Source organism: Paraburkholderia graminis C4D1M (assembly GCF_000172415.1).
GTDB classification, from domain to species: Bacteria; Pseudomonadota; Gammaproteobacteria; order Burkholderiales; family Burkholderiaceae; genus Paraburkholderia; species Paraburkholderia graminis.
Genome location: NZ_ABLD01000005.1, coordinates 22502 through 44395 on the forward strand (window position 1 = coordinate 22502; position 21894 = coordinate 44395).

At 63.3% G+C, this 21894-nt stretch carries 20 protein-coding genes; 17 read left to right on the plus strand and 3 right to left on the minus strand.

Annotated features, from left to right (window positions below):
- The first annotated feature begins 2 nt into the window (after positions 1 to 2).
- The 10 genes from BGRAMDRAFT_RS10395 to BGRAMDRAFT_RS10440 all read left to right on the plus strand — a co-directional run bounded on the left by BGRAMDRAFT_RS10395 (position 3) and on the right by BGRAMDRAFT_RS10440 (position 11252).
- Positions 3 to 1208: a 1-deoxy-D-xylulose-5-phosphate reductoisomerase gene (locus tag BGRAMDRAFT_RS10395; RefSeq protein ID WP_006048678.1), complete on the plus strand. Its 1206-nt coding sequence runs from the start codon at positions 3 to 5 to the stop codon at positions 1206 to 1208.
- A gap of 7 nt (positions 1209 to 1215) precedes the next feature.
- Entirely contained in the window at positions 1216 to 2619 is a 1404-nt protein-coding gene (gene rseP / locus BGRAMDRAFT_RS10400) for an RIP metalloprotease RseP (protein WP_006048679.1), read from the plus strand.
- A 67-nt stretch (positions 2620 to 2686) separates the two neighbouring features.
- Positions 2687 to 4999 carry an outer membrane protein assembly factor BamA gene (gene bamA / locus BGRAMDRAFT_RS10405; RefSeq protein ID WP_006048680.1) on the plus strand — a complete coding sequence of 771 codons (2313 nt, stop codon included), beginning with the start codon at positions 2687 to 2689 and terminating at the stop codon, positions 4997 to 4999.
- 47 nt (positions 5000 to 5046) lie between these two features.
- Positions 5047 to 5568, plus strand: coding sequence for an OmpH/Skp family outer membrane protein (locus tag BGRAMDRAFT_RS10410; RefSeq protein WP_006048681.1), 522 nt, complete (start codon positions 5047 to 5049; stop codon positions 5566 to 5568).
- Between the two features lie 80 nt (positions 5569 to 5648).
- Positions 5649 to 6773: a UDP-3-O-(3-hydroxymyristoyl)glucosamine N-acyltransferase gene (lpxD, locus tag BGRAMDRAFT_RS10415; protein WP_006048682.1), complete on the plus strand. Its 1125-nt coding sequence runs from the start codon at positions 5649 to 5651 to the stop codon at positions 6771 to 6773.
- A 207-nt stretch (positions 6774 to 6980) separates the two neighbouring features.
- Positions 6981 to 7445, plus strand: a complete 465-nt coding sequence (gene fabZ, locus BGRAMDRAFT_RS10420; RefSeq protein WP_006048683.1) for a 3-hydroxyacyl-ACP dehydratase FabZ — start codon at positions 6981 to 6983, stop codon at positions 7443 to 7445.
- Positions 7446 to 7550: 105 nt separating this feature from the next.
- On the plus strand, positions 7551 to 8339 hold the full coding sequence (lpxA, locus tag BGRAMDRAFT_RS10425; RefSeq protein ID WP_006048684.1) for an acyl-ACP--UDP-N-acetylglucosamine O-acyltransferase: 789 nt from the start codon (positions 7551 to 7553) through the stop codon (positions 8337 to 8339).
- A gap of 3 nt (positions 8340 to 8342) precedes the next feature.
- On the plus strand, positions 8343 to 9512 hold the full coding sequence (lpxB, locus tag BGRAMDRAFT_RS10430; RefSeq protein WP_006048685.1) for a lipid-A-disaccharide synthase: 1170 nt from the start codon (positions 8343 to 8345) through the stop codon (positions 9510 to 9512).
- Positions 9509 to 10330, plus strand: a complete 822-nt coding sequence (rnhB, locus tag BGRAMDRAFT_RS10435; RefSeq protein WP_006048686.1) for a ribonuclease HII — start codon at positions 9509 to 9511, stop codon at positions 10328 to 10330. Before lpxB ends, rnhB begins: the two co-directional genes overlap by 4 nt.
- A gap of 133 nt (positions 10331 to 10463) precedes the next feature.
- Entirely contained in the window at positions 10464 to 11252 is a 789-nt protein-coding gene (locus tag BGRAMDRAFT_RS10440) for a TrmH family RNA methyltransferase (protein ID WP_006048687.1), read from the plus strand.
- Positions 11253 to 11268: 16 nt separating this feature from the next.
- On the opposite strand, the gene ppsR is transcribed toward BGRAMDRAFT_RS10440, so the two are convergent.
- Entirely contained in the window at positions 11269 to 12084 is an 816-nt protein-coding gene (ppsR, locus tag BGRAMDRAFT_RS10445) for a posphoenolpyruvate synthetase regulatory kinase/phosphorylase PpsR (protein ID WP_006048688.1), read from the minus strand.
- 538 nt (positions 12085 to 12622) lie between these two features.
- Here ppsR and ppsA point away from each other — a divergent pair.
- The 3 genes from ppsA (at position 12623) to BGRAMDRAFT_RS10460 (ending at position 16693) form a co-directional block, all read left to right on the plus strand.
- Positions 12623 to 15028, plus strand: a complete 2406-nt coding sequence (gene ppsA / locus BGRAMDRAFT_RS10450; RefSeq protein WP_006048690.1) for a phosphoenolpyruvate synthase — start codon at positions 12623 to 12625, stop codon at positions 15026 to 15028.
- A gap of 177 nt (positions 15029 to 15205) precedes the next feature.
- Positions 15206 to 15661, plus strand: a complete 456-nt coding sequence (locus BGRAMDRAFT_RS10455) for an NfeD family protein (RefSeq protein ID WP_006048691.1) — start codon at positions 15206 to 15208, stop codon at positions 15659 to 15661.
- A gap of 96 nt (positions 15662 to 15757) precedes the next feature.
- Entirely contained in the window at positions 15758 to 16693 is a 936-nt protein-coding gene (locus BGRAMDRAFT_RS10460; protein ID WP_006048692.1) for an SPFH domain-containing protein, read from the plus strand.
- Positions 16694 to 16826: 133 nt separating this feature from the next.
- Here BGRAMDRAFT_RS10460 and smpB read toward each other — a convergent pair whose 3' ends face one another.
- On the minus strand, positions 16827 to 17273 hold the full coding sequence (gene smpB, locus BGRAMDRAFT_RS10465) for an SsrA-binding protein SmpB (protein WP_006048693.1): 447 nt from the start codon (positions 17271 to 17273) through the stop codon (positions 16827 to 16829).
- Between the two features lie 100 nt (positions 17274 to 17373).
- Between smpB and BGRAMDRAFT_RS10470 the strand changes: the two genes are divergently transcribed.
- Complete coding sequence (locus tag BGRAMDRAFT_RS10470) at positions 17374 to 17811, plus strand: type II toxin-antitoxin system RatA family toxin (protein ID WP_006048694.1); 438 nt, start codon at positions 17374 to 17376, stop codon at positions 17809 to 17811.
- Positions 17808 to 18140: an RnfH family protein gene (locus BGRAMDRAFT_RS10475; RefSeq protein WP_006048695.1), complete on the plus strand. Its 333-nt coding sequence runs from the start codon at positions 17808 to 17810 to the stop codon at positions 18138 to 18140. Before BGRAMDRAFT_RS10470 ends, BGRAMDRAFT_RS10475 begins: the two co-directional genes overlap by 4 nt.
- A gap of 56 nt (positions 18141 to 18196) precedes the next feature.
- Here BGRAMDRAFT_RS10475 and BGRAMDRAFT_RS10480 read toward each other — a convergent pair whose 3' ends face one another.
- Positions 18197 to 19174 (minus strand): DMT family transporter, encoded by a 978-nt coding sequence (locus BGRAMDRAFT_RS10480; RefSeq protein WP_006048696.1) that lies wholly within the window; start codon positions 19172 to 19174, stop codon positions 18197 to 18199.
- Positions 19175 to 19421: 247 nt separating this feature from the next.
- Between BGRAMDRAFT_RS10480 and guaB the strand changes: the two genes are divergently transcribed.
- Together guaB and BGRAMDRAFT_RS10490 are read left to right on the plus strand one after the other, a co-directional pair.
- Entirely contained in the window at positions 19422 to 20882 is a 1461-nt protein-coding gene (guaB, locus tag BGRAMDRAFT_RS10485) for an IMP dehydrogenase (RefSeq protein ID WP_006048697.1), read from the plus strand.
- A 6-nt stretch (positions 20883 to 20888) separates the two neighbouring features.
- Positions 20889 to 21686: a hypothetical protein gene (locus BGRAMDRAFT_RS10490; protein ID WP_006048698.1), complete on the plus strand. Its 798-nt coding sequence runs from the start codon at positions 20889 to 20891 to the stop codon at positions 21684 to 21686.
- The last annotated feature ends 208 nt before the right edge of the window (positions 21687 to 21894 follow it).

Genomic DNA, 21894 nt, shown 5'->3' on the forward strand with positions numbered 1-21894 from the left:
ATATGCAAAAACGTCTGACATTGCTCGGTTCCACGGGCTCGATTGGAGACAGCACGCTCGACGTCGTCGCGCGTCATCCGGAGCGCTTTTCGGTTTATGCGCTCACTGCGCACCGCAACGGCGACAAGCTCGTCGAGCAATGCCTGCGCTTCCGGCCGGAAGTGGCGGTAGTCGGCGACGCCGACACGGCGGCGCGCGTCGCGGCCAAGCTGCGCGACGCGGGCTGCAAGACCGAGGTGACGCACGGCGCCGAGGCGCTCGTCGAGGTGTCGAAGAGCGACGGCTGCGACACCGTGGTCGCGGCCATCGTCGGTGCGGCCGGCCTCGCGCCGAGCCTCGCGGCCGCGCGCGCCGGCAAGCGCATTCTGCTCGCGAACAAGGAAGCGCTCGTGATGTCGGGCGCTATCTTCATGGACGCCGTGCATGACAACGGCGCCGTGCTCTTGCCGGTCGACAGCGAACACAACGCCATTTTCCAGTGCCTGCCGCGCGAAGCCGCGCTGCATGGTGGCGTCTCCAAGATCATCCTGACCGCGTCGGGCGGCCCGTTCCGCACGCGCGAACCGGCCACGCTCGCCGACGTCACGCCCGAAGAAGCCTGCAAGCATCCGAACTGGGTGATGGGCCGCAAGATCTCCGTCGACTCCGCGACCATGATGAACAAGGGCCTCGAGGTCATCGAGGCGCATTGGCTGTTCGGCTTGCCGGGCGAACGCATCGACGTGCTGATCCATCCGCAAAGCGTGATTCATTCGCTGGTGTCGTACGCCGACGGTTCGGTGCTCGCGCAACTCGGCAACCCGGACATGCGCACGCCGATCGCCCACGCGCTCGCCTTCCCGGATCGCGTGGATTCGGGCGTCGCGCAACTGGATCTCGTGGAAATCGCGTCGCTGTCCTTTGAAAAACCGGACTACACGCGTTTCCCTTGCCTGGCATTGGCCATGAAGGCGCTCGCCGAAGGCGGCGTCGCCAGCGCGGCGCTCAATGCCGCCAACGAAATTGCTGTTGAAGCGTTCCTGTCGCGCCAGATCGGCTTCATGGCGATCGCGCAGGTGGTCGACTCGGTGCTCAACGCGTTGCCCAATCGCAGCGCGCATGCGCTCGAAGACGTGATCGAAGCGGACGCCGACGCGCGTCGCGCCGCAGCCGAATTCATCGCGCGTCTGCCCGACGCCGCCCGCCGCACGGAACGCGCCGTCCAGTGAGGCGCCTATGAATCTGCTGATCGAAGTGCTCGCCTTCGCGGTCGCGATTGGCGTGCTGGTGGTCGTCCACGAATATGGGCATTACAGCGTGGCGCGGCTGTGCGGCGTCAAGGTGCTGCGCTTTTCGATTGGCTTCGGCAAGCCGCTGTTCCAATGGGTCAGTCCGAAGAGCGGCACCGAATGGACGGTCGCCGCGCTGCCGCTCGGCGGCTACGTGAAGATGCTCGACGAGCGCGAGACGGGCGGCGCGCCGATTCCCGCCGAAGCGCTGCCGCATGCGTTTAACCGGCAGTCGGTGTGGCGCCGCATCGCAATCGTCGCGGCCGGGCCGGTCGCGAATTTCCTGCTTGCCATCGTCCTGTTCGGCCTCGTGTTCGCGACCGGCGTCACCGAGCCGGCGGCGATCCTTGCCACGCCCGCGCCCAACACGACCGCTGCGGCCGCCGGTTTCGAAGGCGGCGAAACAGTGGTGGCGGTGCGCGCGGAGAACGCGGCCGAATCCGAGCCGGTGCGCTCGTGGTCCGACTTGCGCTGGAAGCTGCTCGGCGCGGCGTTCGATCACAAGCGCGTCGTGCTGATCGCAAAAGGCGCGAACGGCCCGTCCGACTTCCAGCTCGATTTGCGCGGTGTCACCGAAAAGGACGTCGACGACGACTTCATGTCGCGGCTCGGCTTCGAACCCGGCGGCGGCAAGCTGACGGTTGCCGGCGTGCAGCCGGGCAGTGCCGCGCAAAAGGCGGGACTTCTTCCGGGCGATCGCTTGCGCGCGATCAACGGAGTCGCGACTGATAACGCCACAGCCTTCATCGCGTATGTAAAATCGCACGCCGGCCAAGCGCTGACGCTGCAAGTGGAGCGCGCAGCCGCGGGTCAAACGGAAGCACAGGGCGCGGGCAAGCTCGAAGACATCAGGATCGTTCCGCAAGCGCAGCGCGACGCGGCAACGGGGCAGCAGGTCGGTCGCATCGGCGCTGAGCTTGCGACCCAGGTGCCGTCCATCAACGTGCGTTATGGACCGGTCGAAAGCCTTCAGCTCGGCGTGCGCCGCACGTGGGATCTCGCGGTTTACTCGGTGCGGATGTTCGGCCGCATGATCGTTGGCGATGCATCGCTGAAGAATCTGTCGGGTCCGGTGACCATCGCCGATTACGCAGGAAAGAGCGCACGTCTGGGTCCTTCTGCATTCCTGTCGTTCCTCGCCCTCGTCAGTATTAGCCTCGGTGTACTGAACCTGCTACCAATTCCGGTATTGGACGGGGGTCATCTGTTATATTATTTGGTTGAAGCTGTGACCGGTAAAGTTGTCTCCGATCGCTGGCAACTCGTTTTTCAGAGGGCGGGTCTCGCCTGCATCGTCGCTTTGTCGGCGATTGCACTGTTCAACGATCTCGCTCGTTTAATCCACTTTTAAAGTGTCCGGCGGCGCTCACAATAGCGACCGTCCGACCTGATGCAGCTATACACACTGGGGAAGCACGTTGTTTAAACCTCATCGCTTTGTTCCGAAGACGGTTATAGCCGCGGCATTCGCCGCGCATGGGCTGGTTGCTCACGCAACCACGCCCTTCGTGGTGCAAGACATCCGGATCGAGGGATTGCAACGCGTCGAACCCGGTACGGTGTTCGCCTACCTGCCCATCAAGCAGGGCGACACGTTCAACGACGACAAGGCATCCGAAGCGATTCGCGCGCTGTACGCAACGGGTTTCTTCAACGACGTCAAGATCGCGACCGAAGGCAATGTAGTGATCGTGCAGGTGCTGGAGCGTCCGGCCATCGGCACGATCGACTTCGCGGGCATTCACGAATTCGACAAGGAAAACCTGACCAAGGCGCTGCGCGCGGTCGGTTTGTCGCAAGGCCGTTACTACGACAAGGCGCTCGTCGATAAGGCGGAACAGGAACTGAAGCGCCAGTACCTGACGCGCGGCTACTATGCAGCCGAAGTCACGACCACCATCACGCCGATCGACCGCAATCGCGTCTCGGTGCTGTTCTCGGTGGCCGAAGGGCCGAGCGCCAAGATTCGCCAGATTAACTTTATCGGCAACAAGGCGTTCAGCACCGGCACGCTGCGCGACGAAATGCAGTTGTCCACGCCGAACTGGTTCTCGTGGTACACGAAGAATGACCTGTACGCGAAAGACAAGCTCACCGGCGACCTCGAAAATATCCGCTCGTACTACCTGAACCGCGGCTATCTCGAGTTCAACATCGAGTCGACCCAGGTGTCGATCACGCCGGACAAGAAGGACATGTATCTGACGGTCACGCTGCATGAAGGCGAGCCGTACACCATCTCGAGCATCAAGCTGGCCGGCAATCTGCTCGACCGCGAGCCGGAGCTCGCGAAGCTCATCAAGATCAAACCGGGCGACCGCTTCTCGGCCGAAAAGCTGCAATCCACGACCAAGGCAATCGTCGACAAGCTGGGCGAATACGGTTACGCGTTCGCGACCGTCAACGCGCAGCCGCAGATCGACCAGTCGAATCACAAGGTGGACCTGACGCTGCAAGTGGACCCGAGCCGCCGGGTCTACGTGCGCCGCATCAACGTGGTGGGCAACACCCGTACGCGCGACGAAGTGGTGCGCCGCGAAATGCGCCAGCTCGAAAGCTCGTGGTTCGACTCGAACCGCCTCGCGTTGTCGAAAGACCGTATCAACCGTCTTGGCTACTTTACCGACGTCGACGTGACCACGATCCCCGTGGAAGGCACGCCCGACCAGGTGGACGTGGACGTGAAGGTCGCCGAAAAACCGACCGGCGCCATTACGCTGGGCGCGGGCTTCTCGTCGACGGACAAGGTGGTGCTGTCCGCAGGCGTCTCGCAAGACAACGTGTTCGGTTCGGGCACGAGCCTCGCGGTGAACGTCAACACCGCGAAGACGTATCGCACGTTGACCGTCACGCAGGTCGACCCGTACTTCACGGTGGACGGCATCAAGCGTATTACCGACGTCTACTACCGCACGTATCAGCCGCTGTATTACTCGACCGATTCGAGCTTCAAGATCGTCACGATGGGCGGCGACCTGAAGTTCGGCATCCCGTTCTCGGAAGTCGATACGGTGTACTTCGGCGCGGGTCTGGAGCAGAACAAGCTCGACGTCGACGCGAACACGCCGGCATCGTACAAGCAATACGTCGACGACTTCGGCCGCGTGTCGAACAACGTGCCGGTCACGGTGGGCTGGTCGCGCGACGCGCGCGACAGCGCGCTCGTGCCGAGCCGCGGCTACTTCGCGCAGGCGAACGCCGAATACGGCACGCCGATCGGCAGCACGCAGTATTACAAGGCCGACATCAACGCACAGTACTATTACTCGTTTGCGCGCGGCTTCGTGCTGGGCTTCAACTTCCAGGGCGGCTACGGCAAGGGCACGGGCGGCAAGCCATACCCGATTTTCAAGAACTACTACGCGGGCGGTATCGGTTCGGTCCGTGGCTACGAGCCGAGCTCGCTCGGTCCGCGCGACAAGACGACGGGCGATCCGATCGGCGGCTCGAAGCTGCTCGTCGGCAACATCGAATTGACATTCCCGCTGCCGGGCACCGGCTATGATCGCACCTTGCGCGTGTTCACGTTCCTCGACGCCGGTAACGTCTGGGCGGACGCGAGCGCTGCGGCCAATTCGAACGGCGCGAACGGTCTGCGTTACGGCTACGGTGTCGGTCTCGCATGGATTTCGCCGATCGGGCCGCTCAAGCTGAGCCTGGGCTTCCCGCTCACGAAGCATACGGGCGACCAGTATCAGAAGTTCCAGTTCCAGATCGGGACGGCGTTCTGATCCGCGTTGCGGACGGCTCGCCAAACAACAGTATCGAGAGGATCACTTTGCTAACCGGTATGTTTTCGAAACGTGTGGCTTGCGCGCTGGCGCTGGCAATGACGCTGGGCGTCGGAGTGGCGCACGCTCAGGAAGCCAGGATCGCCGCGGTGAATTCGGACCGGATTCTGCGGGAATCGGCGGCGGCGAAGGCGGCCCAGGTCAAGCTCGAGGCCGAGTTCGCCAAGCGCGACAAGGACCTCGCGGACATGGCGCAGAAGCTCAAGTCGATGTCCGATTCGCTCGACAAGAACGGCGCGTCGATGTCGTCCACGGACCGTGCGCAAAAGCAGCGCGATCTGTCGCAACTCGACACCGACTTCCAGCGCAAGCAACGCGAGTTCCGCGAAGACCTGAATCAGCGCCGCAATGAAGAACTGGCAGCGGTGCTGGATCGCGCGAACAAGGTGATCAAGCAGATCGCCGAGGCGCAGCACTATGACCTGATCGTGCAGGAAGCGGTGTATGTGAGCCCGCGCATCGATATTACGGATCAGGTGCTCAAGGCTCTCGCGGCTTCAGGCAACTGAAGGCGGTAGCAGAGCGCCGACAGCGCGCACTGACAGCGCGCACCGACAAGTTGTACTGATCAGCAGGAGACACGATAGGCATGGCTTTTACGCTCGAGGACATCGTCCAGCGGTTCGGCGGTGAAGTAGTGGGAGACGGTTCGCAGCGCGTCGGCAGTCTGGCGCCGCTCGACCAGGCAGGCCCGGACCAGCTGGCGTTCCTCGCCAACCCGAAGTACCTGTCGCAAGTCGAAACAACCCGCGCGGGCGCGGTGCTGATCAATGCGGACGACCTCGCGAAGCTCGCATCGGGCAGCGGGCGTAATTTCATCGTCACACCGAACCCGTACGCTTACTTCGCGCGCGTCGCGCAAACCTTCATCGACCTCGCCACGCCGAAGGTCGCGCCCGGCATTCATCCGAGCGCGACGATCGATCCGTCCGCGCAGATCGCCGCAAGCGCGGTGATCGGGCCGCATGTCACGGTGGAAGCGGGCGCGGTCATCGGCGAAAATGTGCGGCTCGACGCGAACGTGGCCATTGGCCGCGGCACGCGCATCGGCGCTGGCTCGCATCTCTATCCGAATGTCACCGTGTATCACGGCTGCAAGCTCGCCGAGCGCGTGATCGTGCACGCGGGCGCGGTCATCGGTTCGGACGGCTTCGGCTTCGCGCCGGATTTCGTCGGCGAAGGCGACGCGCGCACCGGTAGCTGGGTGAAGATTCCGCAGGTGGGCGGCGTGTCGATCGCGGCGGACGTCGAAATCGGTGCGAACACCACGATCGACCGCGGCGCAATGGCCGATACGATCATCGAGGAGTGCGTGAAAATCGACAACCTCGTGCAGATCGGGCACAACTGCAAAGTCGGCGCGTACACGGTCATTGCCGGTTGCGCGGGCATTGCGGGCAGCACGACCATCGGCCGTCACTGCATGATCGGCGGCGCGGTCGGCATTGCCGGGCATGTGACGCTGGCCGATCACGTGATCGTGACCGCGAAGTCCGGCGTGTCCAAGTCGCTGCTCAAGCCCGGCATGTACACCAGCGCGTTCCCGGCCGTGAATCACGCCGACTGGAACAAGAGCGCGGCCTTGCTGCGCAATATCGACAAGCTTCGCGACCGCATCAAGGCACTGGAAAACGCCGCCGCGGATCAGCAGGACAGCAAGCCGGCGAGCGCGGCATCCGGCGCGGCAGGTCATGCACGGAGCGAGAAAAGCTAGTTTTCCGGACGGCCCGCCGACTCCGCGTAAAATGGCGGGCGAATATCAGGAAGCGAAGAGGGTTGCCGTGACCCGCGGTGGCACGGCAACCGGTTCACGGCGAGCGCCGGCAGCATGCGCTCATCACGCGCTAACAACGCGTTGACAACCCACCTGCACCAGCATCCGCAGTCATCATCGCGCAGTCAATGCGTGAGCAGAAACACCATGAGCACCGAAAAAATCAATCTCGACATCCATAAGATTCTCACGCTGCTGCCCCATCGTTACCCGATCCTGCTGGTCGACCGGGTGCTCGAACTCGAGCCGCACAAGAGCATCAAAGCGTTGAAGAACGTGTCGATCAACGAGCCGTATTTCCAGGGGCATTTCCCGACGCGTCCGGTCATGCCTGGCGTACTGATCCTCGAAGCGCTTGCGCAAACGGCGGCGCTGCTGACGTTCTCGGAAGAGCCGAGCGATCCGTCGAACACGCTGTATCTGTTTGTCGGTATCGACAACGCGCGCTTCAAGCGTGTCGTCGAGCCGGGCGATCAGCTCATCCTGAACTGCACGTTCGAACGGCATATGCGCGGCATCTGGAAGTTCAAGGCGCGGGCCGAGGTGGACGGCGTGGTGGCGGCTGAAGCCGACCTGATGTGCGCGGTGCGTCACACGGACAAGGACGCCTGAATCAAGGGCACCTGACTCGAGCTTCGGCCAGCCGGCGCCTCATGCAGCGCAGCCGGCTCGCCGCAGCCCATCCAGACAACGCAACAGAATCAGAAGCGAGGACGCATGAGCAGGATTCATCCCACTGCGATCGTCGAACCGGGCGCACAACTCGACGAATCCGTTGAAGTCGGACCGTATGCCGTGATCGGCGCGCATGTCAGGATCGGCGCGCGGACCACGGTCGGCTCGCACAGTGTGATCGAAGGTCACACCACGATCGGCGAAGACAACCGCATCGGCCACTACGCATCGGTCGGCGGCCGTCCGCAGGACATGAAGTACAAAGACGAGCCGACGCGGCTCGAGATCGGCAACCGCAACACGATCCGCGAATTCACCACGATCCACACCGGCACTGTGCAGGACGCGGGCGTGACCACGCTCGGCGACGACAACTGGATCATGGCGTACGTGCACATCGGCCATGACTGCCATGTCGGCAACAACGTCATTCTGTCGAGCAACGCGCAGATGGCGGGCCATGTGACGATCGGCGACCACGCGATTGTCGGCGGCATGTCGGGCGTGCATCAGTTCGTGCGCATCGGCGCGCATTCCATGCTGGGCGGCGCATCGGCGCTCGTGCAGGACATTCCGCCGTTCGTGATCGCGGCCGGCAACAAGGCGGAGCCGCACGGCATCAACGTCGAAGGTCTGCGCCGCCGCGGGTTCTCGCCGGACGCCATCTCGGCGCTGCGCTCGGCGTACCGTCTGTTGTACAAGAACAGCCTGTCGCTCGAGGAAGCCAAGGCGCAACTGCGTGAGCTTGCATCCGCCGGCGGCGACGGCGACGGCCCGGTTGGGACGCTGCTCGCATTCGTCGAAGCGTCGCAGCGCGGCATCATCCGCTAAGCGATGGCATTGCAACCCAGTCCGCTGCGCATCGCGATGGTGGCCGGCGAGCCGTCCGGCGACCTGCTGGCGTCGTCGCTGCTGGACGGCCTTGCGAGCCGCCTGCCTGCCGCCACGCATTATTACGGGATCGGCGGTCCGCGCATGGTCGCCACCGGTTTCGACGCTCATTGGCCGATGGAAAAGCTGTCCGTGCGCGGCTATGTCGAAGCGCTGCGGCATATCCCCGAGATTCTGCGCATCCGCACCGACCTGAAGCGTCAACTGCTGGCCGAGCCGCCCTCGGTGTTCGTCGGCGTCGACGCGCCCGATTTCAACTTCGGGCTCGAGCATCCGCTGCGCGAGGCCGGCATCCCGACCGTTCACTTCGTGTGCCCGTCCATCTGGGCGTGGCGCGGCGGGCGCATCAAGAAGATCGCCAAGGCGGTCGACCATATGCTGTGCGTGTTCCCGTTCGAAACGGCGCTGCTCGAAAAGGCGGGCGTCGCGGCATCGTACGTGGGTCATCCTCTCGCCGACGAAATTCCGCTTGAGCCGGACACGCTCGGCGCGCGCCGCACGCTCGGTCTCGCGGAAAGCGGTCCGGTCATCGCGGTGCTGCCGGGCAGCCGCCGCTCGGAGATCGATCTGATCGGGCCGACGTTTTTCGCCGCGATGGAAATGATGCAGCACCAGGAGCCCGGTCTGCGCTTCGTGATGCCCGCGGCGACGCCGGCGTTGCGCGAGATGCTGCGCCCGCTGGTCGATTCGCACCCCGGTCTCGCGCTGACCATTACGGACGGCCAGTCGCAACTCGCCATGACCGCTGCCGACGCGATCCTCGTTAAAAGCGGCACGGTCACGCTCGAGGCCGCGCTCCTGAAAAAGCCAATGGTCATCTCGTACAAGGTGCCTTGGCTGACGGGTCAGATCATGCGCCGGCAGGGTTATCTGCCGTACGTCGGCTTGCCGAACATTCTGGCGGGCCGCTTCGTGGTGCCGGAAATCCTGCAGCACTTCGCGACGCCGCAGGCGCTCGCCGAAGCCACGCTGAAACAGTTGCGCGATGAAGCCAACCGGCGCACGCTGACGGAAATCTTCACGGAGATGCATCACGTGCTGAAGCAGAACACCGCGCAGCGTGCGGCGGAAGTGGTCGCGAGTGTCGTTGAGAAGCGCAGGGCGCGGCCGTGAGCGACGAACGCACCAAGCGCACTAACGAGCGCGCCGCTGCGCACGCCGCTGCCCGCTCGCCACGCCGCAAGACCGCGGCCGTCGCCAGCGCGGCGACTCGGCAGGTCGGCCTGAACTTCGAGACGGCGGACGACATCGTCTGCGGCGTCGACGAAGCCGGGCGCGGGCCGCTGGCCGGGCCGGTCGTCGCTGCTGCTGTGATTTTCGATCCGTCGAAGCCGATGATTCGCGGCCTCGACGATTCGAAAGTGCTTACCGCGAAAAAGCGCGACGAACTGTACGAGAAGATCGTCGACCGTGCGCTCGCTTACTGCATCGCCTCGGCAACGGTCGAGGAAATCGATACGCTGAACATTCTGCATGCCACCATGCTGGCCATGAAGCGCGCGGTAGAAGGGCTGTCCGTCACGCCGACGCTCGTGAAGGTGGACGGCAACCGCTGCCCGATGCTGAGCGTTCGCAGCGAAGCGGTGATCGGCGGCGACGCACTGGTCAAAAGCATTTCGGCGGCGTCGATTCTCGCGAAGGTGACGCGCGACCGGATGCTGCTCGAATTGCACCAGACTCATCCCGTGTACGGCTTTAACGCGCATGCCGGCTACGGCACGCCGCAGCATCTGGCGGCCTTGCGTGAACATGGGCCGTGCGAGCATCACCGGCGCTCGTTCGCACCCGTGCGCGAAGCGCATCTGCGATTCGGCACCGGCGTGCCGCTGCCGGCGGGCGAGATTATCGCCGTGCCGGAAATGCTCGCGGACGGCGTGCTGGACGATGCGCTGCTCGACAGCGACGCGTTCGGCGAACGCAGCGGCGCGTGAGCATAAGACGCCACAGCTAACGTGGCACAATCGCCCGTCAATGCTGCCGTCGCCGTAACCAGCACCTAGCCGCACCGCCTGCGATCAACCACGCGCTCATCCTTTTCCTCATTTCTCACCGTCTTCGCTGCCTGTGAAAGCCATCACCTCGCGGGACAATCCGCTCTATAAACGCCTGAAGGCGCTTGCCGGATCGACGCATCAACAGCGTCGCAGCGGTCATGCGCTGCTCGAAGGTTTTCATCTCGCGAGCGCGTATCTCGACGTCGCGGGGCAGCCGGAAATGTGCATCGTCACCGAGGGCGCGCTGCGTCACGACGAAGCTCAGGCGATCGTTTCGCGTATCGACGAGCAACGCATCGTGACGTTGCCGGACGCGCTGTTCGGACAACTGTCGAATGTCGTGCACGGCGTCGGCATGCTGCTGCTCGTGGAGAAGCTCGACACGCCGCTGCCCGACACGGTCGCGCAAACCTGCATCGTGCTCGACGGCGTGCAGGACGCGGGCAACGTCGGCTCCATCTTGCGCAGTGCGGCCGCGGCCGGCATTCAGCAGGTGTTCTGCGCGCCGGGCACGGCATACGCTTGGTCGTCGAAAGTATTGCGCTCGGGCATGGGCGCGCACTTCCTGCTGCAGATCCACGAAGACGTCGAAGCGCAGACCTTGATCGAGCGCCTCGCGGTGCCGGTCGTCATCACGGATTCGCACGGCGCCGAAGCGATCTACGATTGCGATTTGAGCGCGGAACTGGCGTGGGTATTCGGCAATGAAGGCGCCGGCGTGTCGCAAGCATGGCGCGACGCGGTCACGTTGCGCGTGACGATTCCGCAGCCGGGCGGCATGGAATCGCTGAACGTCGCGGCGGCCGCGGCTGTCTGCGTGTTCGAGCAATGCAGACAGCAGCGCGCGAGCCGCGCATAAACGAGCGAAGGCTCGCTCAATACGACGGCCGATCCAGCTTGATTTCCTGCAGGATCGTGGTCGCGATTTCTTCGATCGACTTGTGCGTCGACGACAGCCACTTGATCCCTTCGCGACGCATCATCGCCTCGGCTTCGTTGATCTCGTAACGGCAATTTTCCGGCGCAGCGTATTTGCTGCCAGGCCGGCGCTCGTTGCGAATCTCCGAAAGCCGTTGCGGATCGATCGACAAGCCAAACATCTTCTGCCGATGCGCCAATAGCGGCGTAGGCAGCTTGCCGCGCTCGAAATCTTCCGGAATCAGCGGATAGTTCGCCGCTTTCACGCCGTACTGCATCGCGAGGTAGAGGCTCGTCGGCGTCTTGCCGCTGCGCGATACGCCGACGAGGATCACGTCCGCGTCGGCGAGATTGCGGTTCGACTGGCCGTCGTCGTGCGCGAGCGAGAAGTTGATCGCCTCGATGCGGTTCTTGTACTCCTCGGTGTCCGCGTTCTGGTGTCCGCGCCCCATCGCGTGGCTCGACTTCAGCTCCAGTTCCTGTTCGAGCGGCTCGACGAAGGTCTGGAACATGTCGAGCACGAGCGCGTTCGAACCTTTGACGATCTGATTCGATGCGCTGTCCACGAGCGTGGTGAAGACGATCGGACGGCGACCGTCCTGCTGGACCGCTTCATTGATTTTTTCGAGCGTGGCGTAGGCCTTTTCTGTCGAGTCGACAAAAGGCACGCGGACCAGGCGAAATTTCTGGTCGAACTGGGAGAGGATCGAATGCGCGAAGGTTTCGGCAGTGATCCCGGTACCGTCGGAGACGATGAATACGGTGGGCGGCATCAGTGGGGCAGGGAACGTGAGCGGCAAAAAGCGCTCGAATGGAACATTGCTGGAGCGACTTCGCTGCGCGGTGGCTGACCGCTCGTGCAGCGGCGTCGAAACAGCGCGCCGTGGGCACCGCTACTACGCCAGGACTGGCCGGAGGCTCTCTTCATGCATTGGAAGAGCCCTGCGGGCAGCCTGGCGCGATTCGAGGCGCAATTCTCGTCCGACAGTCACATTTCGAGAGTCGGCACGGTAGAATAGCGGCAACCTGTTGGATAAGCAATTGCAGGCGATTGGCGTCTAACTCGCTGCGAACGGTCGTTCAACGCGATGTTATCTGGTGCTAAAGCGGGCGGATCGCGATTGATCGGGCGCTAAATGCGTCGATTCGCCTTCTTCGTGCGGAAGGTGGAGCGCAAGCTCCAACCCCGCACGCCACAAGCGATTGCTTCTCCAACAGGTTGTGCAAGACGCGAGCTCACGCTTCCAATGAGCGTCTCGCGTTCGAGCCCACTTGCACAGCCGTGAATTTCTTTCACACTTAGGGGCTTGTATGACTAACGCAGTTACCGTCGCAAAGGATAAGGCGTATGTAGTTCCGTTCGAGCAGTTGCGGATGACCGATGTGGAGATTGTCGGCGGCAAGAACGCGTCGCTAGGCGAGATGATCAGTCAGCTCGCCGAAGCCGGCGTGCGCGTGCCGACCGGTTTCGCCACGACGGCACTGGCTTTCCGTGACTTCCTGCATCACAACAACCTGACGGAACGCATCGCCCAACGTCTCGAGACGCTCGACGTCGACGACGTGAAGGCGCTTGCCGAAGCGGGCAAGGAGATCCGTCAATGGATCGTCGACGCTCCCATGCAGCCGCAACTCGAAGCCGACATTCGCGCGGGCTTCGACACGCTTCAAAACAGCTCGCCTGAAGAGCTGTCGTTTGCCGTGCGCTCGTCGGCAACGGCGGAAGACTTGCCGGACGCATCGTTCGCGGGTCAGCAGGAAAGCTACCTCAACGTGGTCGGTATCGAAGACGTGCTCGATCGCATGAAGCACGTGTTCGCGTCGCTCTACAACGACCGCGCTATTTCCTATCGCGTCCACAAGGGCTTCACGCATGCTGAAGTCGCGTTGTCGGCGGGCGTGCAGCGCATGGTGCGCTCGGACGTCGGCGCGGCCGGCGTGATGTTCACGCTCGACACGGAATCGGGCTTCAAGGACGCGGTGTTCATCACGTCGAGCTACGGTCTCGGCGAAACGGTCGTGCAAGGCGCGGTGAATCCGGACGAGTTCTACGTCTACAAGACCACGCTCGCGCAAGGCAAGTATCCGATCATCCGCCGCTCGATCGGCTCGAAGCTCATCAAGATGGAGTTCACGAAGGCCGGTGAAGAAGGCCGCGTGAAGACCGTCGACGTGACGCACGAGCAGCGCAACCGCTTCTCGATCACCGACGAAGACGTGATCGAACTCGCGAAATACGCGGTCATCATCGAAAAGCACTACCAGCGTCCGATGGACATCGAGTGGGGCAAGGACGGCCGCGACGGCAAGATCTTTATCTTGCAGGCGCGTCCCGAAACGGTGAAGAGCCAGGCGACGGGCAAGGCCGAGCAGCGCTTCAAGCTGAAAGGTCAATCGAACGTTCTGGCTACCGGCCGCGCGATCGGCCAGAAGATCGGCGCGGGTCCGGTGCGCGTGATTCACGATCCGTCGGAAATGGACCGTGTGCAGCCGGGCGACGTGCTGGTCGCCGACATGACCGACCCGAACTGGGAGCCGGTCATGAAGCGCGCGTCCGCAATCGTCACGAATCGTGGCGGCCGCACGTGCCACGCGGCAATCATCGCGCGTGAGCTGGGCGTGCCGGCCGTGGTCGGCTGCGGCGACGCGACCGACGTGCTGAAGGATGGCGCGCTCGTCACGGTTTCGTGCGCGGAAGGCGACGAAGGCAAGATCTACGACGGCCTGCTCGAAACGGAAATCACCGAAGTGCAGCGCGGCGAACTGCCGCCCATTCCGGTGAAGATCATGATGAACGTCGGCAACCCGCAACTGGCTTTCGACTTCTCGCAACTGCCGAATGCGGGCGTGGGTCTCGCGCGTCTCGAGTTCATCATCAACAACAACATCGGCGTTCATCCGAAGGCGATTCTCGAGTACCCGAACATCGACCAGGACCTGAAGAAGGCTGTCGAAAGCGTCGCTCGCGGTCACGCATCGCCGCGCGCGTTCTACGTCGACAAGCTGACCGAAGGTATCGCGACGATCGCCGCGGCTTTCTATCCGAAGCCCGTGATCGTGCGTCTGTCGGACTTCAAGTCGAACGAGTACAAGAAGCTGATCGGCGGTTCGCGCTACGAGCCGGACGAAGAGAATCCGATGCTGGGCTTCCGCGGCGCGTCGCGCTACATCGCCGAAGACTTCGCCGAAGCGTTCCAGATGGAATGCGTCGCGCTGAAGAAGGTGCGCGAAGAGATGGGCCTCGACAACGTCGAGATCATGGTGCCGTTCGTGCGTACGCTGAAGCAGGCGGAGCGCGTGGTCGGCTTGCTGGAGAAGTTCGGCCTGAAGCGCGGCGAGAAAGGGCTGCGTCTCATCATGATGTGCGAAGTGCCGTCGAACGCGATTCTCGCCGAAGAGTTCCTGCAATATTTCGACGGCTTCTCGATCGGTTCGAACGACCTGACGCAGCTCACGCTCGGCCTCGACCGCGACTCCGGCATGGAACTGCTGGCGGTCGATTTCGACGAACGCGATCCGGCGGTCAAGTTCATGTTGAAGCGCGCAATTGAAACGTGTCTGCGTCTGGACAAGTACGTCGGCATCTGCGGTCAGGGTCCGTCGGATCATCCGGATTTCGCGCAATGGCTGACGGATGAAGGCATCAAGTCGATCTCGCTGAACCCTGACACGATCATCGAGACGTGGCAGCAACTGGCGAAATCGTCGACGAAGTAAGCGTGCGGCGTGCCGCGTCCTAAGCGGCACGCATAACGAAGAGTGCGGCATATCAACGGCGCGTCAAACGCGCGTCAGCGGCGCAGTGAAGCGCGTCCTGAATGCCGGTAATTTGTCCGCGCTTCGTGCTATAAACACCCCGGTAGATCCGGGGTGTTTTGCTTTGTGGAGGTCGACGTGGCGCCAGGGGGATTGTTCTGGTGGGTCGGGGCGGGCGTGCTGGTCGTGCTGGAATTGCTCAGCGGCACGTTCTATCTGCTGATGATCGCCCTCGGTTGCGTCGCGGCGGCTATCGCGCATATTGCGGGCGCCGCCGCCGACGTGCAGTTCGCCGTTGCCGCGGTCGTCGCGCTGGCGGCCGTGTTTGTGCTCAAGCGTTCGCGCTTTGGCCGCAGGACGCGCAAGGAAGCGTCCGCGAATCCGGACGTCAATCTCGACATCGGGCAGACGCTCAGCGTGCCCGCGTGGCACGAGCGTCGCGCGCGGGTCAGCTATCGTGGCGCGCAATGGGACGCGGAGCTCGCGCCCGGCGAGCCCGAAGACGCCCAAACCTACGAAATCATCGAACTGCACGGCAGTTGTCTTGTGGTCGCGGCGAAGCGGCCCGCGACGCATCATGTCGATACGCGGTAAGCGTCGGAAATGCGCTGACTTGTTTAATCCAAACCAGTCAACCGAACTAGTTAACCGAACTAATTAATCAAACCAACTAAAGATTGGAGGGCGTAAATGGATTCCACCATTATCGGGGCGGTGCTGCTCGTCATTGTGATCGTGCTGGCGGCGCAGACCATCAAGATCGTGCCGCAGCAGCATGCGTGGGTGCTGGAGCGGCTCGGCCGCTATCACCGCACGCTCACGCCGGGCCTGAGCTTCGCGTTTCCTTTCGTCGACCGGATCGCGTACAAGCACATTCTCAAGGAAATTCCGCTCGAAGTGCCGAGCCAGGTCTGCATCACGCGCGACAACACGCAGTTGCAGGTGGACGGCGTGCTGTATTTCCAGGTGACCGATCCGATGAAGGCGTCGTATGGATCGAGCAACTTTGTGTTCGCGATCACGCAGTTGTCGCAGACCACGCTGCGCTCGGTGATCGGCAAGCTCGAACTCGACAAGACTTTCGAGGAGCGTGACTTCATCAATCACAGCATCGTCTCGTCACTCGATGAAGCCGCGGCGAACTGGGGCGTCAAAGTCCTACGCTACGAGATCAAAGATCTGACACCGCCGAAGGAAATCCTTCACGCGATGCAGGCGCAAATTACCGCCGAGCGCGAAAAGCGCGCGTTGATTGCAGCTTCGGAAGGGCGCAAGCAGGAGCAGATCAACATCGCGTCCGGCGGGCGCGAGGCGGCAATCCAGAAATCGGAAGGCGAGCGGCAGGCGGCGATCAACCAGGCGCAAGGGCAGGCCGCGGCGATTCTTGCGGTTGCCGAGGCCAATTCGCAAGCCATCCAGAAGATTGCTGCTGCGATTCAGTCGCATGGCGGCATGGAGGCGGTAAACCTGAAGGTCGCCGAGCAATACGTGAACGCGTTCGGCAATCTGGCGAAGCAGGGCACCACGCTGATCGTGCCTGGCAATCTCGCGGATATGAGTTCGATGATCGCTTCGGCGCTGACCATCGTGAACAAGGGCAAGAGCGGGGTGGCGGAGGCGCGCTGAGCGCCCGGTTGGTTTTGGATTAGGCGCCGTTGCGCCAACGCTGGTAAAAAAATGGCCCGCAGCAAGCGGGCCATTTTCATCGTGCTCGGCAAACACTGCTCTGGCAGCGTCGCGGCAAACGCCCGCGCAAGACTCAGGTCGGCGAGCGCATCAAACGCGCCTTTTCGCGCTCCCAATCGCGCTTTTTCTCGGTTTCGCGCTTGTCGTGCATCTTCTTGCCCTTGGCGAGGCCGATCTCGCATTTGACGCGGCCGCCCTTGTAGTGAAAATTCAGCGGCACGAGCGTGTAGCCGCGCTGTTCCACCTTGCCGATCAGCTTGCTGATTTCTTCGCTGTGCAAAAGGAGCTTGCGCGTGCGCACAGGGTCGGGGTTGATGTGGGTCGAGGCTTCGGGCAGCGGGCTGATGTGCGTGCCGATCAGGAACAACTCGCCGTTCTTGATCACGACGTAACCTTCCTTGATCTGGCCGCGCCCGGCGCGCAGCGCCTTGACCTCCCATCCTTCGAGCACGAGCCCTGCTTCGTAACGTTCTTCGACCGAGTAGTCGTAGAACGCTTTTCTGTTGTCGATAATGCTCATGAATGGAAAGTGCCCAACTCGTTTAAAATCACGATTTTAGCAAAGCGGGGCAAGGAAAGCCCGCCGCGCCCGTCCACCCTTGCCACGTGCTGTTCAATTTATGGCAGATGTCCAGAAAACCGTGTTGATCCGCCATTCGGCGGAACAGATGTTCGACCTCGTCACCGACGTCGCCGATTACCCGAACTTCCTGCCCTGGTGCGGAGGCGTCGAGGTCCGTCATCGGGACGATACCAGCATGGAGGCGAAGATCGACATCAATTTCAAGGGCATCAAGCAGCACTTTGCGACGCGCAACAGCATGGAGCGGCCCACCCGCATCGACATGGAATTCGCCGACGGGCCGTTTCGCAAGTTCACCGGCTTCTGGCGCTTCACGCCGCTGCGCGCGGACGCCTGCAAGATCGAGTTCGCGCTGCACTACGAGTTCACCAACATCATCCTCGAAAAGATCATTGGGCCGGTGTTCAATCACATCGCCAATACATTCGTCGAATCTTTCGTGAAGCGCGCGGACCAGCGCTACGGCAAGGCATGAGCGAGCGTCTGTCCGTCCAGGTCTGTTATGCGCTCGCGAACGAACAGGCGCTCGTCGACGTGCAATTGCCGGCGGGCGCCACGCTCGCACAGGCTATCGAGGCAAGCGGCATTCTTCAGCGTTTTCCTCAGATCGATCTCGGGACGCAAAAGGTCGGCGTATTCGGCAAGCTCAAGCCGCTCGACACCGTGCTCGCCGATCACGACCGCGTCGAGATCTACCGGCCGCTGCTCGTGGACCCGAAGGTGTCGCGCCAACGCCGCGTCGAGAAGACCCGCAAGGCGGGCTCGATCGAAGGACGTCGCTGGCAGAACAAGGATTCGCGTTAGGCGGGTAGGTTGCTCGGTGCGGGCTGCAATGCGGGGCGGCCCGTGGACCGTGCGTGCTAGGGCGCCGAACCCTGAGCCTTTTCTTCGACCGGCGCAGTGCCGCCGGAATCGTCGTCCGCGTGCTGACGCACCGACCAGCACACGCCCGCCACAAGCAACAGAATTGCGGCGAGTTCCAGCGGCCGCGGCAGGCGCTCGTCGTAAATGAACGCGTAGAGCAGCGCGAACAGCGTTTCAAACACGATCATCTGACCGGATAGCGTCAACGGCAGCCGCTTCGACGCCGCATTCCACAGGCCGTTGCCAAGCCACGACGCGCCGATCGCGAGAACCAGATTGAGCGCCCAGAAGCTGTGCCAGCGGCTTTGCGCGAGTTCGCCCTGCGGGCCGCCCGGCGGCAGCGCGGCGATCGCGAGCCACAGCGCGGCGCCGAGCGCGCCTGTCACGACGCCCCACAGCACGGACCACTCGTTGCCGCTGAAATGCGTGTGCCGTTGCAGGTAGCGGGTGTTCTCGACCGCGAACCACGTCCAGCAGCCGAGCGCGCCGACCGCACAGGCAAGGCCGAGCAGCTTCGTCAGGACGCCGGCGGGCGTGCCGTCGGCGGCCGTGAAGACGTCGATATTGATGCAGACGATGCCCGCCATCACGACCGCAAGCGGCCACGCGAGGCGCGCGAGCGGCACCGCGCCGCGGTCGCCTCGGCCCATCAGCGTGACCGTCACCGGCAATACGCCGACGATCAGCGACGCCGGCGCGATGCCGACGAGGTGCACCGCCGCCGTCAGCAGCAGGTAGTACAGGAGATTGCCGCCCAGCGCGAGCTTGACGAGCGCGACGAGGTCTTCGCGAGTCAGGCGCTTCAGCAGCGAACGCGCCGTGGGCAACGCCGCTGCGAGCGCGACCACGCCGTACATCGTGTAGCGGCCGGCCGACAGCAACAGCGGCGAAAAATCCGGCAGCACGCGCGGGACCAGAAACACCATGCCCCATAGGGCTCCGGCCATGACTCCATAGGCGACACCGCGCTGCATCGACTGCTCCTGCGAGAAAACTGGAATGGTCGCAAGCGTAGCCGGCCGGCGCGAGAGGCGTCTTGTTTGATTCTGCATTCGGGCCCGAGCAAACGAAACGCGATCGAACCCGAGGCGAACGGCGAAGCGAAATCAAGGGTGTAAAAGCCACGAAAAAATGCGCCCGAAATTCGCTAAGCTGCTGTTCGCGCAGTGAAAAGCGGGGAGGTATCGCGTATAATTCGCTTTTGCGCCTATAGGATTTGCCATGCGTCTGATCCAAACAGCACTCACGTTCGATGACGTGCTCCTCGTCCCGGCCTTCTCCGATGTTCTGCCGCGCGACACCAGCCTCAAGACCCGGCTGACCCGCAACATCTCCCTGAATATGCCGCTCGTGTCCGCCGCCATGGACACCGTCACCGAAGCCCGTCTCGCCATTGCGATGGCGCAAATGGGCGGCGTCGGCATCATCCACAAGAACCTCACGGCTGCCGAACAGGCGCGTGAAGTGGCCAAGGTCAAGCGGTTCGAGTCAGGCGTGGTGCGCGATCCGATCACGGTACCGCCGCAAATGAAGGTGCGCGACGTCATCGCGCTGTCGCAGCAGCATGGCATTTCGGGCTTTCCGGTGGTGGAAGGCTCGCAGCTGATCGGAATCGTGACTAACCGCGACCTGCGTTTCGAGGAGCGTCTGGACGAGCCGGTGCGCAGCATCATGACGCCGCGCGAGCGCCTCGTGACCGTCAAGGAAGGCACGTCGCTCGCCGAGGCGAAGGCGCTGATGCACAGCCACCGCCTCGAGCGCGTGCTGGTCATCAACGACGCATTCGAGCTGCGCGGCCTGATGACGGTGAAAGACATCACCAAGCAGACCGAACACCCGGACGCCTGTAAGGACGAGCACGGCAAGCTGCGCGCGGGCGCGGCCGTCGGCGTCGGCGCGGACAACGAAGAGCGTGTCGAACTGCTGGTGCAGGCGGGCGTGGACGTGATCGTCGTCGACACCGCGCATGGCCACAGCAAGGGCGTGCTGGAGCGCGTGCGCTGGGTCAAGCAGAACTTCCCGCACGTCGAGGTGATCGGCGGCAACATCGCCACCGCGGCGGCGGCCAAGGCGCTCGTCGAGTACGGCGCGGACGGTGTGAAGGTCGGCATCGGCCCGGGCTCGATCTGCACGACGCGAATCGTCGCCGGTGTCGGCGTGCCGCAGGTCACGGCAATCGCGAACGTGTCGGAAGCGCTGAAGGGCACGGGTGTGCCGGTCATCGCAGACGGCGGCGTGCGTTTCTCGGGCGACGTCAGCAAGGCGCTGGCAGCGGGCGCGAACGCCGTGATGATGGGCAGCATGTTCGCCGGCACGGAAGAAGCGCCGGGCGACGTGTTCCTCTATCAAGGCCGCCAGTACAAGTCGTACCGCGGCATGGGCTCGGTCGGCGCAATGAAGGACGGCGCCGCGGACCGCTACTTCCAGGACAACTCGGCGAATATCGACAAGCTGGTGCCGGAAGGCATCGAAGGCCGCGTCGCTTATAAGGGTTCCGTGAACGCGATCCTGTTCCAGTTGATCGGCGGCGTGCGTGCGAGCATGGGCTACTGCGGCTGCCGCACGATTGCCGAGATGAACGAGAAGGCCGAGTTCGTGCAGATCACGGGCGCGGGTTTGCGCGAGTCGCACGTGCACGACGTTCAGATCACCAAGGAAGCGCCCAACTACCACGTGGACTAAACGCCAATGAAGCCATTGCTGCGCGCTGTACTGATTGTCGATGCGCTGTTGCTGCTCGCGTTCGGCTTGCTGTTCCTGCTGACGCCCTGGACGTCGTTGTACAACGCGCTGCTGTTGGTGCAGACGCAGCCGGCTCTGGTCGGCCAGGCGTTTGGCTTGGCGCTCATCGGGCTCGCCTGGCTGGCGTTGCATGCGTCGATCGACGGGGCGCTGACTTCGTCGGTGGCACGCGTGGTCGGCCATGTGAACTGGCTGACCGGCGTGCTCATGCTGGTGTGGCTGCTCGGGCTGCATACGCCGTCGCTGAGCGCATTCGGGCAGATCGTCGCGGTGCTGACCGGTGTCGTGCTGCTGGTGCTCGGTCTTGGCGGCGTGCGTTTGTCGGGCGCGGTGCGGCGGCGCGAGAAGCTGCGCGTCGCTGAGGCCGTTGCCGCTGAGCGCGCCGAAAAGCAGGCGGCAAAAGACGCCGCCAATAACGCAGCGAACCTCGAGGCGAATCGCCGTGAACCGGTTGTGCCGGCTACGGCGGGGTTTCCGGTGTATCACGCGGAGCCGGTGGTTGAGCCTGTTATCGGGCGTGGAGTTGATCCGGTTGCAAGGCCTGGCGTGGCGCCTGTGGTGCCCGCGGCGTCCGAAGCACCGTCGGTCAACCCGGCGCCTTCCGCCCATTTGCATGCCACGACGGGCGAAGTGCTGAGCCCATCGGAGCGAGCGGCACGCGCTGAAGCTGCTGCCGCACGCGACGATGCCCGCAATGCCGCTGACGACGCCGCGAATGCCCCACGGCCTCCGTTTCATGGCTGACGGGCCGCGCGCGACTCGTTTGCCGAAGCAACCGGAATCCGCACGCGCGCCGCACCGCAGCCTGGCTACCAATGTTGTGGCTTCGGGCGCAACGAGCAAACGTCACGCGGGCATCAGCAGCGCGTCTCGCTTTCCCGCCGTTGCGCTTCACCGTCGCAAGCCCCGGCCGTTTGTTCCCTCGTGGACCGCTTTGAATTCAACGCCGCGC

Bases quoted from the DNA above. Each gene is read 5' to 3' on its own strand.
- BGRAMDRAFT_RS10395 (WP_006048678.1), top strand. From the start codon at position 3: ATGCAAAAACGTCTGACATTGCTCGGTTCCACGGGCTCGATTGGAGAC.
- rseP (WP_006048679.1), top strand. From the start codon at position 1,216: ATGAATCTGCTGATCGAAGTGCTCGCCTTCGCGGTCGCGATTGGCGTG.
- lpxD (WP_006048682.1), top strand. From the start codon at position 5,649: ATGGCTTTTACGCTCGAGGACATCGTCCAGCGGTTCGGCGGTGAAGTA.
- fabZ (WP_006048683.1), top strand. From the start codon at position 6,981: ATGAGCACCGAAAAAATCAATCTCGACATCCATAAGATTCTCACGCTG.
- lpxA (WP_006048684.1), top strand. From the start codon at position 7,551: ATGAGCAGGATTCATCCCACTGCGATCGTCGAACCGGGCGCACAACTC.
- lpxB (WP_006048685.1), top strand. From the start codon at position 8,343: ATGGCATTGCAACCCAGTCCGCTGCGCATCGCGATGGTGGCCGGCGAG.
- ppsR (WP_006048688.1), bottom strand. From the start codon at position 12,084: ATGCCGCCCACCGTATTCATCGTCTCCGACGGTACCGGGATCACTGCC.
- ppsA (WP_006048690.1), top strand. From the start codon at position 12,623: ATGACTAACGCAGTTACCGTCGCAAAGGATAAGGCGTATGTAGTTCCG.
- BGRAMDRAFT_RS10460 (WP_006048692.1), top strand. From the start codon at position 15,758: ATGGATTCCACCATTATCGGGGCGGTGCTGCTCGTCATTGTGATCGTG.
- smpB (WP_006048693.1), bottom strand. From the start codon at position 17,273: ATGAGCATTATCGACAACAGAAAAGCGTTCTACGACTACTCGGTCGAA.
- BGRAMDRAFT_RS10470 (WP_006048694.1), top strand. From the start codon at position 17,374: ATGGCAGATGTCCAGAAAACCGTGTTGATCCGCCATTCGGCGGAACAG.
- BGRAMDRAFT_RS10475 (WP_006048695.1), top strand. From the start codon at position 17,808: ATGAGCGAGCGTCTGTCCGTCCAGGTCTGTTATGCGCTCGCGAACGAA.
- BGRAMDRAFT_RS10480 (WP_006048696.1), bottom strand. From the start codon at position 19,174: ATGCAGCGCGGTGTCGCCTATGGAGTCATGGCCGGAGCCCTATGGGGC.
- guaB (WP_006048697.1), top strand. From the start codon at position 19,422: ATGCGTCTGATCCAAACAGCACTCACGTTCGATGACGTGCTCCTCGTC.
- BGRAMDRAFT_RS10490 (WP_006048698.1), top strand. From the start codon at position 20,889: ATGAAGCCATTGCTGCGCGCTGTACTGATTGTCGATGCGCTGTTGCTG.